This is a genomic window from Hyalangium sp., from assembly GCF_035629615.1.
In the GTDB taxonomy this organism is placed as follows: domain Bacteria; phylum Myxococcota; class Myxococcia; order Myxococcales; family Myxococcaceae; genus Hyalangium.
Map to the genome: position 1 here is coordinate 1 of NZ_DASPHO010000262.1, position 17,007 is coordinate 17,007.

General features: G+C 66.5%; 14 protein-coding genes. 5 read left to right on the forward strand and 9 right to left on the reverse strand.

Annotated features, from left to right (window positions below; translation table 11 throughout):
• Together VD972_RS13110 and VD972_RS13115 are read right to left on the reverse strand one after the other, a co-directional pair.
• Positions 1-629, reverse strand: a 629-nt coding sequence (locus VD972_RS13110; RefSeq protein ID WP_324986178.1) for an alanine racemase, incomplete at its 3' end; no start/stop codon positions are given.
• 11 nt (positions 630-640) lie between these two features.
• A complete protein-coding gene (locus VD972_RS13115) occupies positions 641-1,276 on the reverse strand; it encodes a LysE/ArgO family amino acid transporter (RefSeq protein ID WP_324986181.1) in 636 nt (211 codons plus the stop codon).
• Positions 1,277-1,489: 213 nt separating this feature from the next.
• On the opposite strand from VD972_RS13115, the gene VD972_RS13120 reads away from it, so the two are divergent.
• On the forward strand, positions 1,490-2,452 hold the full coding sequence (locus VD972_RS13120) for a fatty acid desaturase (protein ID WP_324986184.1): 963 nt from the start codon (positions 1,490-1,492) through the stop codon (positions 2,450-2,452).
• Positions 2,453-2,464: 12 nt separating this feature from the next.
• On the opposite strand, the gene VD972_RS13125 is transcribed toward VD972_RS13120, so the two are convergent.
• From VD972_RS13125 to VD972_RS13150, 6 genes are read right to left on the reverse strand one after another with little or no spacing between them, the layout of a single operon-like run.
• A complete protein-coding gene (locus tag VD972_RS13125) occupies positions 2,465-4,546 on the reverse strand; it encodes a primary-amine oxidase (protein ID WP_324986187.1) in 2,082 nt (693 codons plus the stop codon).
• Between the two features lie 15 nt (positions 4,547-4,561).
• Positions 4,562-5,485: a branched-chain amino acid ABC transporter permease gene (locus VD972_RS13130; RefSeq protein ID WP_324986190.1), complete on the reverse strand. Its 924-nt coding sequence runs from the start codon at positions 5,483-5,485 to the stop codon at positions 4,562-4,564.
• Between the two features lie 11 nt (positions 5,486-5,496).
• The gene (locus tag VD972_RS13135) at positions 5,497-6,360 is read right to left on the reverse strand and encodes a branched-chain amino acid ABC transporter permease (protein WP_324986219.1); all 864 of its coding nucleotides are present in this window, start codon (positions 6,358-6,360) and stop codon (positions 5,497-5,499) included.
• 18 nt (positions 6,361-6,378) lie between these two features.
• Positions 6,379-7,653 carry an ABC transporter substrate-binding protein gene (locus VD972_RS13140; RefSeq protein WP_324986193.1) on the reverse strand — a complete coding sequence of 425 codons (1,275 nt, stop codon included), beginning with the start codon at positions 7,651-7,653 and terminating at the stop codon, positions 6,379-6,381.
• 46 nt (positions 7,654-7,699) lie between these two features.
• Positions 7,700-8,419 carry an ABC transporter ATP-binding protein gene (locus VD972_RS13145; protein ID WP_324986196.1) on the reverse strand — a complete coding sequence of 240 codons (720 nt, stop codon included), beginning with the start codon at positions 8,417-8,419 and terminating at the stop codon, positions 7,700-7,702.
• On the reverse strand, positions 8,409-9,167 hold the full coding sequence (locus VD972_RS13150; protein WP_324986200.1) for an ABC transporter ATP-binding protein: 759 nt from the start codon (positions 9,165-9,167) through the stop codon (positions 8,409-8,411). Before VD972_RS13150 ends, VD972_RS13145 begins: the two co-directional genes overlap by 11 nt.
• 142 nt (positions 9,168-9,309) lie before the next feature.
• On the opposite strand from VD972_RS13150, the gene VD972_RS13155 reads away from it, so the two are divergent.
• On the forward strand, positions 9,310-11,004 hold the full coding sequence (locus VD972_RS13155; RefSeq protein WP_324986204.1) for a hypothetical protein: 1,695 nt from the start codon (positions 9,310-9,312) through the stop codon (positions 11,002-11,004).
• A gap of 52 nt (positions 11,005-11,056) precedes the next feature.
• Positions 11,057-12,751 (forward strand): carbon starvation CstA family protein, encoded by a 1,695-nt coding sequence (locus tag VD972_RS13160; protein WP_324986207.1) that lies wholly within the window; start codon positions 11,057-11,059, stop codon positions 12,749-12,751.
• Between the two features lie 25 nt (positions 12,752-12,776).
• Here VD972_RS13160 and VD972_RS13165 read toward each other — a convergent pair whose 3' ends face one another.
• On the reverse strand, positions 12,777-14,258 hold the full coding sequence (locus VD972_RS13165) for a HAMP domain-containing sensor histidine kinase (RefSeq protein WP_324986210.1): 1,482 nt from the start codon (positions 14,256-14,258) through the stop codon (positions 12,777-12,779).
• Positions 14,259-14,798: 540 nt separating this feature from the next.
• Between VD972_RS13165 and VD972_RS13170 the strand changes: the two genes are divergently transcribed.
• On the forward strand, positions 14,799-16,310 hold the full coding sequence (locus VD972_RS13170) for an FAD-dependent oxidoreductase (protein ID WP_324986213.1): 1,512 nt from the start codon (positions 14,799-14,801) through the stop codon (positions 16,308-16,310).
• Between the two features lie 185 nt (positions 16,311-16,495).
• Entirely contained in the window at positions 16,496-16,798 is a 303-nt protein-coding gene (locus VD972_RS13175; RefSeq protein ID WP_324986216.1) for a hypothetical protein, read from the forward strand.
• The last annotated feature ends 209 nt before the right edge of the window (positions 16,799-17,007 follow it).

The window sequence follows — 17,007 nt, forward strand, 5'->3', positions numbered from 1 at the left end:
TCCCGTTCCTCCACGGGGAAGTGGGTCATCATCCCGGCGAGCTTGAGGTGGGGCAGTCTCAGGAGCTCGAGAGCGTCTGCCTGCCCCTGCGCCGTATGCACCGCGAGCCCGTTACGGCTCATGCCCCTGGAGTCGAGGGCCAGATGCATCGCAAGGGTCCGGCCATGCTTCTTGCCAAGGTCCGAGACCCTCTTCGCGTGCTCCAGGTTCCCCACCAGCTCCTCGATCTCGAGCGGCAGCGCATCCTCGACCTCTTCCAGAGTGGCCGTCCGGACTCGGATAAGGCGTCCGCTGAAGCCCTTCTCGCGCGTCGTCCTCGCCTCGTCGTTGCTCGCAACGGCGACGCAAGGCACGCCCAGCGCCACGAGGGAGGGCATGAGCAGCGCGAGCCCATGCCCATAGGCATCTGCCTTCATGACCGCGCAGAGCAGGGTGCCACCCGGAAGGCGGGCCTGGAGGGTGCGCACGTTGTCCTCGAAGATCGTCCTGTCGATCTCCATCCACGCGTTCCCCTTGAACGGTGCGGTCCGGACCTCCTCGAGGGAGACCGGTGCCCGCGTGGAGCGCGTGGTGCAACCCAGCAGAGACAGCGCCACCAGCAGCACAACGAACGTGCGCGCATTGGACATGAGAGGTGCCTTCAGCTCCCCAGCACGTAGGGCCGGAGCAGGGAGAATGCAATGGACCACATGATGATGCCAATGAGCAGGTCGAGCACCCGCCACGAGGTCGGCCGGCTGAAGAGCGGCGCGAGGCGCCCCGCGCCGTATCCCACTCCGTAGAACCAGACACACGACGCGGCCATGGCACCGAGCGCGAAGAAGGCTCGAGGGGGCATCACGTACTGGCCAGCGAGGCTGCCCAGCAGTATGACGGTATCCAGGTAGACGTGAGGGTTGAGCAGGCTGAGCGCGAGCGTCGTGAGCACTGCTTGCTTCAGGGTCATGCCCCCCGCCTCCCCGCCGCTGGTCTTGAGCACCGAAGGCCGGATGGCAGCACGAAACGAGCGCAGGCCATAAGCCAACAGGAAGGCCGCGCCGCACCACGCGGCGATGTCCGTCAGGCGCGGGAAGGCCGCCACGAGTGAGCCAAAGCCCGCGCTGCCCAGCGCGATGAGCGTCGCATCGCACAGGAAGCAGATCGTCGCGACGACGAACACGTGCTCGCGCTTGAGCCCCTGGCGCAGGACGAATGCGTTCTGGGCCCCGATGGCCACGATGAGGCTCGTGCCCAGGCCAAAGCCCTTCAAGGCTGCGGACATGTAGGTAGAGAGCATGGAGATCGGCCTCATCCGCGGGGAGCGGAGGATTCGCGGCGGGCCATAGCACGCCTGAACCCGAAGGCAGCGGCCAGTATGGAGAGCGCTCTATGTTCTTGCAAGTTGTTCTACGAATACGTTAGTTACCAGTTTCACAGATTAAGCTGGGTGGGCTACTAAAGCGGCCTTGAGTGCAGGAGCGCGACTCCCAGCCCCACGGAGCAGGACACCATGCTGATTGCCCAGGAGCGGGTCGCTGTCGGAGCGCAGGAGAGCGAGGAGGAGCAGGGGACGCCCCGGAGTACGGACGCCCACCTCCAACAAATCCGCAAGATGCTGCCGGAGCTCATCAAGGTGGACGTGGCGCGCTCGGCATTCAAGGTCACGGTCTACCTGGGGCTGTTCGTGAGCATGGTGGCGCTCATCGTGTCGAGCGAGAGTGTGCTCGTCACCGTGCTGGCGCAGATGGTGCTCGGCCTGCTGTGGGCCCATGGGCTGGAGCTGCAGCACGAGTGCCTGCACCAGGCCCTGTTCCCCTCACGCACCGCCAACCGCCTCTTGGGCTTCCTCTTCGGGGCGCCGATGCTGGTCTCCTACTCGCACTACCACTACCAGCACCTCCACCATCACAAGCACGTCGGCACCTCGGAGGACGCGGAGATCTTCAACTACGAGCGGTCATCCCTGAACAACCCCCTCGCCTTCGTCATCCGGGCCTGGAACCTGAACCGGGTACCTGCCTTCCTGACGACGCTGCTGGGCTTTCTGCAGGGCAGCTACCCCGCGGTGTTCTCCGCGCCGCACAAGCGGCGGGAGGTGCTGGTGGAGTATCTCGCGCTCGCCCTGCTGTTGGGGGGAGGCCTGTACGCCATCCTGAGCGGGGCGGCCCCCATCCTCGTGAAGGTGTGGCTCATCCCCTGGCTCGCCTTCGGCGAGTTCTTCCACTTCATGATCGAGCTGCCCGAGCACCTGGGGTGTGACAAGAGCAAGAAGGACATCTTCATCAACACGCGCTCCTACAAGACCAACCCGCTCGTGGCCTACATCGCCAATGGGAACAACTACCATGTGGAGCACCACCTGTTCCCGCGCGTTGCGATCCACAAGCTGGCCGCTGTGCACGAGCTGATCAAGCCCCGCATCCAGAACCAGGCGAAGTCCTACCTCGAGGCCGTACGCCAGGTCTTGAGCTGACCTCCCCGGCGCCTACGGGGAAGCGGGCGCCGGTGGAGCCGCCGGCAGATCCAGTGCCGGATTGCGCGAGAAGAAGCCCACGGGCAGCAGCTTGAAGCCCGCGCGCGCCGTCGGCATGACAGGCCACTCCTCGGGGCGGGGAGTGTGAGTCACCCCGAGCGTGTACCAGATCACCACGTCCTCGTTGACCAGCGGCTGGTTGTTCTTCACCCAGACAGGGAGCCCGTCGCCGCCCTGGCTCTGGTTGGGGTAGGTGCCGGCGGCGCTCATCTCCTCGGGGGAGTAGCGCGTGGCCCAGAAGTGGTGATTGACGAAGCCCGCGCGCTTGCGCGACATGTTCTGCGGTGAGGCGAAGGGGATGGAGTTCTCCCCTGGCACGAGCGCGTAGCCCGTGGGGTGCCCCAGCGCGTTGCGCTCGTTGGGGTTGATCACGAGCCACCGCCGGACATTCACGAGGCTCATGTCCCGCTGAGCCTGGCTCTCGTTGACGAGCGGCTCCGTGCGCATGGCGAAGGCGTTGCCCGCGGGGTTGGCCCGTCCCATCGGGATCGGGTACGAGTTCATCTCCAGGAGCGAGTTGCGGGGCCCATCCACGTCGAAGTCGATCCGGAAGTTGAAGAAGTGCTGGTGATGGACCGCGACCACTCCCTCGGCCACCATGTGGCCGTACGGATCATGTGCCGCGTGCGACTCCTTCCCCGTCTGGGGCGGTACAGCCTTGGCCAGCATGATGCCTGTCAGCACGGCCTCGACCTCCAGTGAGCCGTCCTGCCGGAAGATGTAGTTCAACATGTAGTCGTAGTTTCCGACCGCGATGCTGAACGACATCACCAGATCGATCCCACGCCTGGAGAAGTTGCGCTTCAGGTTGTTGTCGAAGTGCTTCCAGAGGACTCCGCCGTCTCGCTCATAGAGGGCGAGCGCGCGCGGCGTCTCGTGGACCTTGCCGAAGTTGTCGACGAAGGCCGCCTGGATGAAAGTGGCGTTGGAAGGAACGTCCACCCCTGGCTCGAGCGGACTGACCCTGCGTCCAAAGCTGTACTCCCCCACATCGAAGGCGCTCCTCCAGGACCAGGTGTCCTGAGGATCTCCATAGGGGACCATCATCTCGGAGAGCGAGAGGCGGTGGAGGATCTTCCGCTCCCGCCCCTTGTCCGTGTACGCCACCTGGTGGAGCACGGGCCCCTCGCGCGGGTGCGCCTCCAAGCGGAACCGCCAGTTCTGCCAGCGCACTTCGTTCCCCGTCAGCGTGAAGTTCACGCCCTGCGGCTGGGTGAGGAGGACAGGCTGCGGGCGGGGACGCAGGGGCCCCACGGCCTGCTCGTCATAGGCACCTGCCTCCTTGGGGATCGGGACGGCCCCCCTGTCGATGACCTCCACCACCTTCCTCTCTGTGATGTCGACGATCGCAAGCAGCCCCTCCACGGGCCGCGCGTAGGGGTAGGCGGTGTCCCCCTTGAAGAAGGCCAGGGTCTTCGCCAGCCGGTGGTTCTTCAGCCGGGGATCGGAGGAAGGCCCCATGGCCCAGGTGTCGACATAGATGTGGTTGGGGTTGGTGAGGCCGCGCCGTCGCAGGGCCGCCTGCCAGCGCTCGTCTTGCGGCGCCAGGGTCTCTGCGATGTCGTAGTCCCGGGCGCCGAGGGCGGCCTGTACGCCGGGGATGTGCTTCCAGCTCTCGACGGTGGCCGGAGGCGTCAGGCGTACGATCGCCTCGAAGGTCTTGTTCTGCGCGTAGTCATAGACGACCACCAGGACGCGGCGTTGGACAGGGGCTCCTGCCCGGAACCCCTCCAGCTCCTGCTTGGACGGCTCCCAGGGGGTGACCAGCGGAAAGACATGGTTCTCGTCCTCCTTCACGTGCCCTTGCTGGCGGAGGAGCTGGATCGCCTGCTCGAGCTCCGCCGCGGAGAAGGCGTCCAGCGGGTGTGAGGGGGCCTGGGCAGAAGGAGGGGAGGCCTTCGCGGCTGGCGCAGGAGCCGAGCTGGGGGCCTGGACGCGGGGGGCCGTGACCGTGGGGCTCTCCCCCCATGCACGTGAGAGGCCTGCAAGCACCAACATCCCTGTGAGCAGGACGGGGCGAGTCGTGTTGCGCATGTCTTGGATGTCTCCTCAGGGTTTCTTCTTCAGCATCGCCGCCGCTTCGCCGACGATGCCGCGGCGGAAGACGAGCACGCAGAAGACGAAGATGCAACCCATGATGACGGGGACCCACTCTCCCAGGCTGGCGAAGTAGTCCTCGATCATCACCAGCACGAGGGCGCCCACCACCGGGCCGTAGAGCGTGCCCATCCCGCCCAGCAGGGTCATCAGCACGACCTCACCGGACATCTGCCACTGCACATCCGTGAGCGACTCGAGCTGGAACACGAGGGCCTTGGTGGACCCCGCGAGGCCCGACAGCGCCGCTGACAGCACGAACGCCAGCAGCTTGTAGCGGGCGGCGTCGTAGCCCAGGGAGATGGCCCGCGGTTCATTCTCCTTGATGGCGCGCAGCACCTGCCCGAAGGGCGAGTGGATCGTCCGCTGGATGATCAAGAAGCCCAGCAGGAAGACGCCAAGCACCGTGTAGTACATGCCGAGGTTCGAGCTCAGGTCCACCACCCCAAAGAGCTTGCCCCGCGGGATGCCCTGGAGTCCGTCCTCGCCATGGGTAAAGGGGAGCTGCACCGCCGCGAAGTAGACCAGCTGCGACAGCGCCAGGGTGATCATCGCGAAGTAGATCCCCTGGCGGCGGATGGCCAGCGAGCCGAACACGAAGCCCAGCAGCGCGGCGGAGGCCGTCCCCGCGAGGATCCCCAGCTCCGGTGGCAGGCCCACCTCCTTGACGAGGTGCCCGGTGACGTAGCCCGCAGAGCCCAGGAAGGCCGCATGGCCAAAGGACAGCAGGCCGGCGTAGCCCAGCAGCAGGTTGAAGGCGCACGCGAACAGCGCGAAGCACATCACCTTCATCCAGAGCACGGCGTCGTCCACGAAGAAGGGCAGCGCGATCGCCACCCCCAGCAAGACGGCCTGTCCCACCCAGCTCGCTCGCATCACCCGCCTCCTCAGGCTTCCTTGCCAAAGAGCCCGGCGGGCCGCACCAGCAGCACCAGCGCCATGATCAGGAAGATCACCGCCTGCGAGGCCTCTGGATAGAAGACCTTGGTGAGCCCCTGGAGGAGCCCCAGCCCCAGCCCTGTCAGGATCGAGCCCAGGATCGAGCCCATTCCACCGATCACCACCACCGCGAACACGAAGATGATGATGTTCGACCCCATCATGGAGCTCACCTGGTAGATGGGCGCCGCGAGCACCCCGGCCAGCGCCGCCATCCCCACTCCGTACGCATACGTCAGGGTGACGAGCAGCGGCACGTTGACCCCGAAGGCCTGCAGGAGCTTCGCGTTCTCCGTCCCCGCGCGCAGGTAGGCACCCAGCCGCGTCTTCTCGATCAGGAACCAGGTGGCGAAGCAGACGGTGAGCGACGCGACGATGACCCAGGCCCGGTAGTTGGGCAGGAACATGAACCCCAGGTTCCTGCCTCCGGAGAGCTCCGGGGGCATGGGGTAGTTCTGCCCCGAGACGCCATAGAAGCGGCGGAACAGGCCCTCGAGGAGCAGCGCGAGCCCGAAGGTCATCAGCAGCCCATAGAGCGGATCCAGCTTGTACAGCCTGGACAGGAGCAGCCGCTCGATGAGCACGCCCAGCGCGCCCACCACCAGTGGGGCCAGCAGCAGCGACGCCCAGTAGTTGATGCCCAGGTAGGTCAGCCCCATCCACGCGGCGAACGCGCCGAGCATGTACATCGCGCCGTGCGCGAAGTGGACGATGTTCAGCATGCCGAAGATCACGGCCAGGCCCAGGCTCATGACGGCGAAGAACGCGCCGTTGATGAGCCCGATCAACAGCTGCCCCATCAACACCTGCATCACGGCACCTCCGGAGGGCTACTTCTTGATCAGCGGGCACTCGCTCAGGGCCAGCGACTTGACGGCCTGCTCCCCAGGGATCGTCTGCTTCACACTGTAGTAGTCCCACGGCTTCTTGGACTCCGAGGGCTTCTTCACCTGGAGCAGGTACATGTCATGCACGAGGCGGCCGTCCTCGCGGAGCTTTCCGTTGCGGATGACCGGGTCATTGATGGTGAGCGTCCTCAGATGCTTGATCACCGTCCCCGCATCGTCCGTGCCCGTGGCCTCGATCGCCTTCAGGTAATTATAGAGCGAGGAGTACACGCCGGCGTGCGTCATGGTCGGCTGCTTCTTGGCGCGCTCAAAGAAGCTCTTGGACCAGGCCCGGCTCTTGTCATCGAGATCCCAGTAGAACCCCTCGGTGAGGTACATGCCCTGGGTGGTCTCCAGGCCCAGGCTGTGGATGTCCGTGATGAACACCAGCAGGCCAGCGAGCCGCTGGCCGGAGTCCACAAGGCCGAACTCCTTGGCCTGCTTCACCGAGTTGATCAGGTCTCCTCCCGCGTTGGCCAGCCCGAGGATCTTCGCGCCGGAGGCCTGTGCCTTGAGCAGGTAGGAGGAGAAGTCGTTGGTGTTCAGCGGGTGTCGGGAGGTGCCGAGCACCTTGCCGCCCTGGGCCTTGATCACGGCGGAGGTGTCGCTCTCCAGCGCGTGTCCGAAGGCATAGTCCGCGGTCAGGAAGTACCAGGAGTCTCCACCCTCCTTCAGCAGGGCCGCGCCCGTCCCCGTGGCCAGCGAGTAGGTGTCGTACATCCAGTGGATGCCGGTGGGTGAGCAGCTCTTCCCCGTGAGCGCGGTGGAGCCGGCGCCGGTGACGATGACAACCTTGCCCTTCTCCTTGCCCAGCTCCTGGACGGCGAGCGCCGTGGCCGAGTTGGTGAGATCGAAGATCGCGTCCACCTTCTCCACGTCGAACCAGGTGCGCGCCTTGCTTGCCGCGATGTCGGCCTTGTTCTGGTGATCGGCGGAGACCAGCTCCACCTTCTTCCCGAGCAGCTTGCCCGTGCCGCCCGTGGCCTCATCGACGGCCAGCTGCGCGGCAATGAGGGAGCCCTGGCCCGACAAGTCGGAGTAGACGCCGGAGAAGTCCGTCAGCACGCCGACCTTGATGACCTCGTCGGAGAGCGTGGCGGCCTTGGGCGGGGTAGGGGTGGCCGGCTTGGCGGGGGGCTTGTCATTGGCGAAGGCGACGCCGGCGAGCAGGGACAGCAGCGCGCCGGACAGGTGAACCGCGAGGGACCTTGGCTTCATGGGTGATCTCCTGGGACAGGGAGGCTTCAGGTGGGACGGCAGCGGCTCAGACGCCGAGCTGCTCGTGAAGGGCATCCATCCGGGATGCCAGCTCTTCCTTGCGGATCATCTCGCTGATCCGGCCATGGCTCATGACGTAGTGGCGGTCCGCCAGGGGAGCGGCGAACCGGAAGTTCTGCTCCACCAGGATGATGGTGTAGCCACGCTCCTTGAGCCGGGCGATCACCCTGCCGAGCAGCTGGACGATGACGGGCGCCAGCCCCTCGGTGATCTCATCCAGCAGCAGGATGTGGGCGCCCGTCAGGAGGATGCGGGCCAGCGCCAGCATCTGCTGCTCTCCGCCGGACAGGCGCGTCCCCTGGCTCTTCCTGCGCTCCAGCAGGTTGGGGAACAGCTCGTAGACCTCCGCCACCGTCATTCCCCCGCTGCGCACCTTGGGCAGCAGCAAGAGGTTCTCCTCGACGCTCAGGCTGGAGAAGATGCCGCGCTCCTCGGGGCAGTACCCGATCCCAAGGTGGGCCACCTTGTGGGAGGGCATGCTGATGACCTCGCGCCCGTTCACCGAGATGGAGCCCGTGCGCTTGCCCACCAGGCCCAGGATGGACTTCAGGGTGGTGGTCCTTCCGGCGCCGTTGCGGCCCAGCAGCGTGACGAGCTCCCCCCGGCTCACCGTCAGGTCCACGCCATGGAGGACATGGGACTCGCCATAGAAGGCGTGCAGGTTGGCGATCCGCAGGATCTCTGTCTGCGCTGGATCAGGAAGCAACGGAGGCCCCCATGTACGCTTCCTGGACCAGGGGATTCTTGGAGACTTCCTCGTAGGACCCCTCGGCCAGGATACTGCCGCGCTGGAGCACGGTGATGGTGTGTGACAGGTGGGCGACGACACTGAGGTTGTGCTCCACCATGAGGATGGTGCGGTGGGCTGAGACGCGCTGGATCAGCGCGGTGACCCGGGCGATGTCCTCGTGTCCCATGCCGGAGGTTGGCTCGTCCAGCAGCATCAACTCCGGCTCCAGGGCCAGGGTGGTGGCCAGCTCCAGCGTCCTCTTGTGCCCATAGGCCAGCTCCACCGCGAGGGTGTTGGCGAAGGGGCGCAGCCCGACATCCTCGAGGAGTGCGTGGGCGCGATCGTTCAAGCCGCCGAGGCTTCGCTCGGAGCGCCAGAAGTGAAACGAGGTCCCCAGCTTCCGCTGCAGCGCCACCCGCACGTTCTCCAGCACCGTCATGTGTGGGAACACCGCGGAGATCTGGAAGGAGCGGACCAGCCCCCGCCGAGCCACCGCGGCGGGCTTCACCGAGGTGATGTCCTGGCCGCCGTAGAGGATGCGCCCTCGGGTGGGAGCCAGGAACTTCGTCAGGAGGTTGAAGCACGTCGTCTTCCCAGCGCCGTTGGGGCCGATCAGGGCGTGGATCGATCCCCGCCTGACCTTGAGGTTGACGCCGCTGACGGCGACGAAGCCCTTGAACTCCCGGGTGAGATCCCGCGTCTCGAGAATGAAATCAGTGCTCATGTGGAGCCCACGGCCTCGTGAAGGGTCGAGCCTACCGGATAGGTACTCTCGGGCAAGCGGAAACATGAAGGGGGATTCATATCTCCCGAGTGGGGACAACAGTGATAAGAGGCGCCATCGCACTTCAGGGAGGGGTCGTCTCTTGAGCAAGAAAGCACTGGGAGTTGCAGCCTGGGTGGTCATCGCCGTGGGGCTGGGCGCTGCTGGCACGGCGTGGGCGGGACCGGGGACAGTGGTCATCACGACCGATCCGGAGTTGGGGCTGACGTTCCGCCTCGGTGGCCAGGTACGGATGATCCCAACGCTGGAGAGCAACTGGGATCTGGGCCTGGCCAACAGGACCTCGATCCGGGGGCTGGGGAGCCACGTGAACGAGGCGGGGATCCTCGGCCATGACTACCTGCGCACGGAGGACCGCATCTACTTCAACGTGAACAAGGGCGATGAGTGGGACTTCTACATGGCGCTCGAGTTCGACAGCGTGCTCACCCAGCGGCGGACGGACCGCGTCTCCAACCAGGAGCGGGGGATCTTCGATGACTTCGGCATCGAGCGGCTGCAGGCCACCTTGAAGCTCCCGTGGATCTCCTCGCGGCTCCACGCAGGCTGGGACACGGGCCCTTCGGCAGACATTGATGCGGGCGGGCTCGTCTACGTGGATGATGATCCGGCCCTCTGGTTGACGGGCAAGGCCGGCCTCGTGGGCTGGAAGGTGGCGTATGTCCTCAAGAACGAGTCGCAGTTCGTCGCCACCGAGCGCCTCCCCACAACGCCCATCGGCGCCTTCGACAGCACGGGCGAGCGGCGCATCGCGGTCGGGCGGCTTGATGTGACGGCAATGGAGGGGCTGACGATCTCGGGGTTCTACGTGGTGAACCACTCGCGCCTTCGCGGCCAGCCTCCCGCCCTGGGGATCGGTGCCATCTCCTCCGTGACCCACTACCCGGGCCTGCTGGTCACCGGCAACCTCAGCGGCTTCAAGCCCATTTTGGAGGTGGCTGGCAGCTTCGGCTCGGTGCGCTACCCGAACACCCCGACGGACACCCTCGACTACCTGGGCAACGCGATCAACGGCCGCAAGTTCCAGGTCAGCTCGCTCGCGATCTTCGCGGATCTGGCCTACGACGCGAGCGCGGCTGCCGGCTTCAAGCTCGAGCCCCACGTGGGCGCCTTCTTCCTGAAGGGGGACAGCAACCCCGGGGATGGCAAACTCGGAGGCTATACCCCGGTGGTGGGGATGCCGCGGTTCTCGCAGCGGTTCTCCGGAGAGAACCTCATTGTGGCCGATGGCAACATGGCCTATGGCAGCCCGCTGTACAGCATCTTCCCCGAGCTGTGGGGCAACCAGGGCAGCCTCATGAGCAATGGAGGCGGCCTCTTCGGCAACAGCCGCTCGGACTCCCCTGGCCTGACGATGGTCGGCGGTGGCGTGGACACCGAGCCCGTGAAGGGCAAGCTGCGGTACCGGACCAATGCCTATGCCCTGCTCTACAACGAGCGCTTCCTGGTCGGCGCCGTCGCCGACGCCGATCTCGGCAATGCCTCCACGGTGGGCTTGCTCGTCCGGGACTTCGGCAGCAAGCGGGTGGTGGACGATCGCCTGTTCGGCGTGGCCTGGGACAACGAGCTGACGTACATGTTTAACAGCGTGGTGTCCGCCAAGCTCCAGCTCTCGTTCCTCTTCACGGGCGCGGCGGCCCAGCAGGTGGCGGGGGCGCTCTCCAACCAGGGTACCGGTGAGACGGTGGAGATCGCTGGCGTCTCGTTCGAGCGCGCGCAGCGGGCCGAGGCCAGCATGATGCGGCGGCTCGCTGTCGAGCTGCTGTGGAACTTCTAGACTCTCAGGGGGGTGTTGACACAGGAGGGCCAAGTCAGAGAAGAGGTAGGACATGAGCCTTCCTCTCATTGCTGGCCTCTTCCTCGTGCTGCTGGCGCTGGGTTACCGCTTCTACGGCGCCTTCGTCGCGAGACAGTACAACCTGGATGCCTCGGCGGTAACGCCCGCGCACGCGAAGCAGGACGGGGTGGACTTCGTCCCCACGAAGCCGTTCTACCTGATGGGGCAGCACTTCAGCGCCATTGCCGCGGCGGGCCCCATCGCGGGGCCCATCCTCGCGGCGCAGCAGTTCGGCTGGCTGCCCGCGCTGCTGTGGATCTCCTTCGGGGTGGTCTTCATTGGCGCGGTGCATGATCTGTCCACGCTGATTGCCTCGGTGCGTCACGGGGGCGCCTCCATCGCGGAGGTGGTGCGCACGCACCTGGGGCCGCGGGCGGGCGTGGCGATGCTGATCTTCATCTGGGTGGCGCTGGTCTACGTCATCGTCGCCTTCACGGATGCCACGGCGGCCACCTTCGTGAGCAAGGACGCGGAGATGGAGGGGCTCACCTTCCGCTTCAACCCGGGCGGGGCGGTGGCGGCGGCCTCCATGATGTACCTGGGGCTGGCGATGGTGATGGGGCTGGTGGATCGCTTCCTCAAGCCGCCCCTCTGGCTGCAGACGATCATCTTCGTCCCGGCGACGCTGGGGGCGGTGTGGCTGGGCACGCAGCTGTCCACGGTGCTGGTGATGGACGCGAAGATGTGGGCCATCCTCATCATGGCCTACTGCTTCGTCGCGTCGCTCACGCCGGTATGGCTCCTGCTCCAGCCGCGCGGCTACCTGGGCGGCTTCGTCCTCTACTCGGCGCTCGCGGTGGGCGTGGTGGGCATCTTCTACGGGGGCTTCACGGGAGAGGTCAGCATCCAGCAGCCGGCCTTCACGGGCTTCAACGTGCCCGGGGCGGCGGGCATGCTCTTCCCATTCCTCTTCGTCACCATCGCCTGCGGCGCATGCTCTGGCTTCCACGGGTTGGTGTGCTCGGGCACCACCTCCAAGCAGATCGACAAGGAGACGCACGCGCACCCGGTGGGCTACGGGTCCATGCTGCTCGAGGGCTTCGTGGCCGTTATCGCCCTGGCCACGGTGATGATCGCCACGAAGGGCGATCTGGCGGGCAAGGCGCCGGGAGCGGTGTATGGCGCAGGGCTGGGGCGCTTCCTGGTGACGGTCATCGGCAAGGAGTACCTGGTGTTCGCCACCACCTTCGGGGCGATGGCGTTCTCCACCTTCGTGTTCGACACGCTGGACGTGTCCACGCGGCTGGGGCGCTACATTCTCCAGGAGCTGACGGGGGCGACGGGGAAGGTGGCCGCGATGGTGGCCACGGCCATCACCTGCGGGGTGCCGCTGGGCTTCGTGCTGCTGGCGGGCACGGGGGCGTGGCGCTCCTTCTGGACGCTGTTCGGCACGTCCAACCAGCTGCTCGCGGCGCTGTCGCTGCTGGGGGTCAGCGTGTGGCTGAAGCGGAGCGGCAAGCGCTACTCCTACACGTTGCTGCCCACGGCCTTCGTGGGGTGCATCACCCTGGCGAGCCTGGTGCTGCAGATCCGCGATGCCTTCCTCCTGCCGGAGGCCACCGCGGTGATGCGGGTGAACGGCGTGGTGGCGGTGGTGCTCCTGGGGCTTGCCGTCTCGCTCTTTATCGCTGGCGGGCGGGTGCTGCTCGAGCGCGATGAGACGGCGAGGCCCGCGCCCGCGACGTAGGCCGCTCGTGGACGTCGGCCAGGCCTCACTGGCCTGTAGAGGGGAGGGGGAGCTCGATGGTGAAGGTGGCGCCGTGTCCTGGCCCCGCGCTCGCCACGGAGAGACGACCGTGGAGTTCCTGGGCGGCCAGGGCGCTGATGTGCAGGCCAAAGCCGTGCCCGGTCTTCTTCGTGGTGAAGCCCTGGGAGAACATCCGCGTCAGGTTCTTCTGCGCGATGCCCACCCCGTTGTCCTCTATCTCGATGCGCAGCTGCTCTCCTCCCTTGCTGGGACCGACACGAATGGTCAGGCGCTTGTCCGGCAGCTCGCTCTCCACGAGCGCATGCCGCGCATTGCTCAGCAGGTTGAGGAGGATCTGCAGCAGCTTGTGCCGATCCACCTCGATGGGGGGCACGTCGGCGTACTCGCGCCGCACGTCGATGCTCAGCAGCTCGAACGCCCCGACGCTCAGGCGCAGCGCATCGTCGATGAGCTGGGGCACCGTCACCTGCTCCACCACTCCACCGTACCGCGCGTGCCGCTGCTGCATGCTGACGATGGACTTGACGTGCTCGATGCTCTCGCGCAGGGCCTTCATCTCCGTCAGGAGCGACGCGCGCTCGGCCGCCAGCTCTGCCGAGAGCGCGCCAAGGTAGGCCGGTAGCATCGTGCCGCGCGGATCGATGGTGAGGAAGGCCGCCAGGTCCGTGGCGTGCTGGCCCAGCAGCTCGCTGGCCTGGACCAGCTTGGAGACCCGTGAGCCGCGCAGCTGGTCCGTCACGACATCGATCGAGACGTTGACGCTGTTGAGCGCATTGCCCACATTGTGGAGCACACCGGTGGCGATCTCCGTCATCCCGGCCTGGCGCGACACGTCCAGCAGGGTGCGGTGCAACTCGCCCAGCTTGGCCTCGGCCTCCTCCCGGGCCTTGATGTCCCGCGCGAGCGCGGCATGGGTCGCGGCATGACCGCTGCTGTACAACCACCCGACTGCCCACCCCGCGAACATGCAGGTGACAGCGAGGGTGTGCATCACCCACTCATAGCCGTGGGTGAGGGGTGGGGGCTCCGAGCCGAAGCGCTGGCGCCAGAGTGGGTGGCCGACTCCGACGACCAGGGCCAACGGGACGAGGATGACGAGCCCCAGGCGCGGTCCCAGCAGGTACACCGTCAGGATCGTGATCAACATCGCCGCCGCGTGCGCGGAGAGATAGGGGTCATTCGCGATGAAGGCGGTCAGGAGGAACGAGAACGCCATGAACGCGCTCATGAGCAGCGACGGGAGGCGGGTCGAGGACGCCCTGCGCAAGCTCCACAGCGTCGCCACATAGCCAGCGGCCGCGGTGCTTCCCCCGATGACGTAGCGCCAGGACATCCCCGCAATGACGAAGGCAATCGTGACCGAGCCGGCGACCAGGACCAGAGAGAGGGCCGCGCCAGCCAGCAGCCGGCTGCGGGCGAACTCCGCGAGCGGCGCCTGGCGCAGCTTCGCCGAGAGGAATCCATCCAGCCACCTGAGCAAACCCACGGCCCATCTGCCCGGTGGAGCTGGCGCACCCGGCTCCACCGGGCAGAATCTCCTCGCTGGAAGTGCTCGACATGTTCAGGTGCCCCCCCGCTGCAACATGGGCTGAGCGCGCGCCCCGTGAGCGTACCCCCCCAAGGGGTTCACCTCACTTCAACCGGGCGCGAGCGTGGGACCATTCTGGACGGGAGTTCCTTCTTTGACGAGTTGGCCCCGCATACGAGGACGGGGCGAGCAGGCTCCGGACGCACGTTGAACAGAGAGTGCGTACGATTTTTCACGCAGCGAACTCAATCCCGCTGAGCCAGCGCGCGTGGAACTCGGGTGGAGCGAGCGCTGAGCGTGGCCGTAGGACATGACAGCGCCCCCGGTCGACAACCCCGGCGTATGGAGTCCGGGCGGGGAAAGCTGACATGCAGCTTGCGCCAGCATGTTACCGTTTGACGAGTCGCGACTCTGTTGCTCAAAGGCTCCGATTCTCGCGGCACCTCGTACTCCCAGCAGGCCAGGAGGGCGGAACACATGGGTGGAAGCGCGGCAGCGTTGAGCGGACCTGATCTTGCGGAGGGCGTCCCGGTCAGCTCCATCCTGGAAGGCACACCGCTCCTGGGGCACGCGGGGGGCGAGGCGGTCCTCCTGGCCCGCTCTGGCGACGAGCTGTTCGCAGTCAGCGCCACCTGTCCGCACTATGGCGCGCCGCTCAGTGACGGCCTCCAGGTGGGACAGACGGTGCGCTGCCCATGGCACCACGCCCGCTTCGATCTTCGCACGGGGGCCCTGGCGTGCGCCCCCGCGCTCAATCCTCTCACCTGCTATGCGATCGAGCGCAGCGGGAACACCGTGCGGGTGACGGGCAAGCGTCAGGTCCCGGGACCCACGCCCGCCGCGGGTCCCAGCAAGGTCGTCATCATCGGCGCGGGGGCGGCGGGGCATTCCGCGGCGGAGACGCTCCGGCGCGAGGGCTACCAGGGGCAGGTGACGGTGATCGGCGCGGACGAGAGTGTCCCGTATGACCGACCCAACCTCTCGAAGGACTACCTCGCGGGCAACGCCCCCGAGGAGTGGATTCCCCTGAGGGGCCGCGACTTCTACGCGGAGCAGAAGATCGATCTGCGCACCGGCGTGCGGGCCACCGCCATCGATGTCGCAGCGCGTGCCGTGGTGCTCTCGGATGGCACACGCGTGCCGTACGAGGCGCTCCTGCTCGCCACTGGCGCGGAGCCAGTGCGGCTCACGATCCCAGGAGGCGACCTGCCGCATGTGTACACCCTGCGCACGCTCGCGGACAGCCGCGCCATCATCGCCAGGGCCCAGAGTGCCAAGCGGGCGGTGGTGCTGGGCGCGAGCTTCATCGGCATGGAGGTGGCGGCCTCCTTGCGTGCTCGAGGGCTCGAGGTCCACGTCGTTGCCCCTCAGGCGCGGCCGCTCGAGCGGGTCATGGGCCCAGAGGTAGGCGACTTCGTGCGCGCGCTCCATGAGGCCAAGGGCGTCATCTTCCACCTGGGGCAAGCGGCGACCTCCATCGATGCCGAGCGAGGCGTCACGCTCCAGAGCGGAGGGGTACTGCCGGCCGATCTCGTGGTGGCTGGCATCGGAGTGCGCCCGGTGCTCACGCTTGCCGAGAGCGCGGGACTGGCGCTCGAGGGAGGTGTGAGGGTGAATGCCTACCTTGAGACGAGCGTGCCCGGCATCTGGGCGGCGGGAGACATCGCACGCTGGCCTGATCCGCACACGGGCCAGTCCATTCGGGTGGAGCACTGGGTGGTGGCCCAGCGCCAGGGACAGACGGCAGCCCGGAACATGCTGGGCCGGCGGGAGAAGTTCGATGCGGTTCCCTTCTTCTGGAGCGCCCACTACGACGTCACGTTCAATTATGTGGGCCACGCCCAGACGTGGGACTCCATCGAGGTGGACGGCAGTCTCGCCGAGCGCAGCTGCACACTCCGCTACAAGCAGGGCGGTCGCACGGTGGCAGTGCTGACGGTGGGCCGCGATGCCGAGAGCCTCCAGGTCGAGGCGGAGATGGAGTCGGCTTCGCGACAGCACGGGATCTAAACGACCGATCACGATCAAGTGTGCTGTCAGCTCGGCAGCACCTATTTCCGCTGACCGAGGCGCCCGCCCAACCATGCGCAGGGCAGGGCGCTCGCAGCGAGGGCGAGCATGTACCAGGCCGGTCCGGCGTCCCACATCACCAGACTGGAGGAATCGCGCACGACTTCAATAATCTGCTCGGCGCTATGGGCGCCAGCCTACAGGTGCTCGAGCGGCGCCTGGATGCAGGGAAGGTAGACAACGCCGAGCGCTACATCGGTATGGCCCAGGGCGCGGTCAGGCGCGCGACCGCCTTGACGCAGCGGTTGCTGGCCTTCTCGCGACGCCAGACACTCGACCCCAAGCCCACGGACGTGAATCGCCTCATTGGCAGCCTCGAAGACATGATCCGTAGAACGATGGGACCGGCCATCGAGGTGGAAGTCGTAGGAGCGGGCGGTCTGTGGCTGACCCAGGTCGACGCGCCTCACTGGAGAATGCGGTGCTGAACCTGTGCATCAACGCACGTGACGCAATGTCACCGAACAGCGGCACCACGGAAGAGTGACACAGGTCGCGGGTCCCTCGTCTCGGCGCGGGTCCTCCCGTCGGCTGCTCAGGATAGATCACAATTTTTGGCTCCTGGAGAGCCTCTTCTCCGCCAGCATCCAGCCGATCTCCACGAGCTGTAACTCCCGAAAACCGCGCCACAGGGTCT

Coding starts and splice junctions, on each gene's coding strand:
- VD972_RS13115 (WP_324986181.1), bottom strand. CDS start 1,276: ATGCTCTCTACCTACATGTCCGCAGCCTTGAAGGGCTTTGGCCTGGGC.
- VD972_RS13120 (WP_324986184.1), top strand. CDS start 1,490: ATGCTGATTGCCCAGGAGCGGGTCGCTGTCGGAGCGCAGGAGAGCGAG.
- VD972_RS13125 (WP_324986187.1), bottom strand. CDS start 4,546: ATGCGCAACACGACTCGCCCCGTCCTGCTCACAGGGATGTTGGTGCTT.
- VD972_RS13130 (WP_324986190.1), bottom strand. CDS start 5,485: ATGCGAGCGAGCTGGGTGGGACAGGCCGTCTTGCTGGGGGTGGCGATC.
- VD972_RS13135 (WP_324986219.1), bottom strand. CDS start 6,360: ATGCAGGTGTTGATGGGGCAGCTGTTGATCGGGCTCATCAACGGCGCG.
- VD972_RS13140 (WP_324986193.1), bottom strand. CDS start 7,653: ATGAAGCCAAGGTCCCTCGCGGTTCACCTGTCCGGCGCGCTGCTGTCC.
- VD972_RS13150 (WP_324986200.1), bottom strand. CDS start 9,167: ATGAGCACTGATTTCATTCTCGAGACGCGGGATCTCACCCGGGAGTTC.
- VD972_RS13160 (WP_324986207.1), top strand. CDS start 11,057: ATGAGCCTTCCTCTCATTGCTGGCCTCTTCCTCGTGCTGCTGGCGCTG.
- VD972_RS13175 (WP_324986216.1), top strand. CDS start 16,496: ATGGGCGCCAGCCTACAGGTGCTCGAGCGGCGCCTGGATGCAGGGAAG.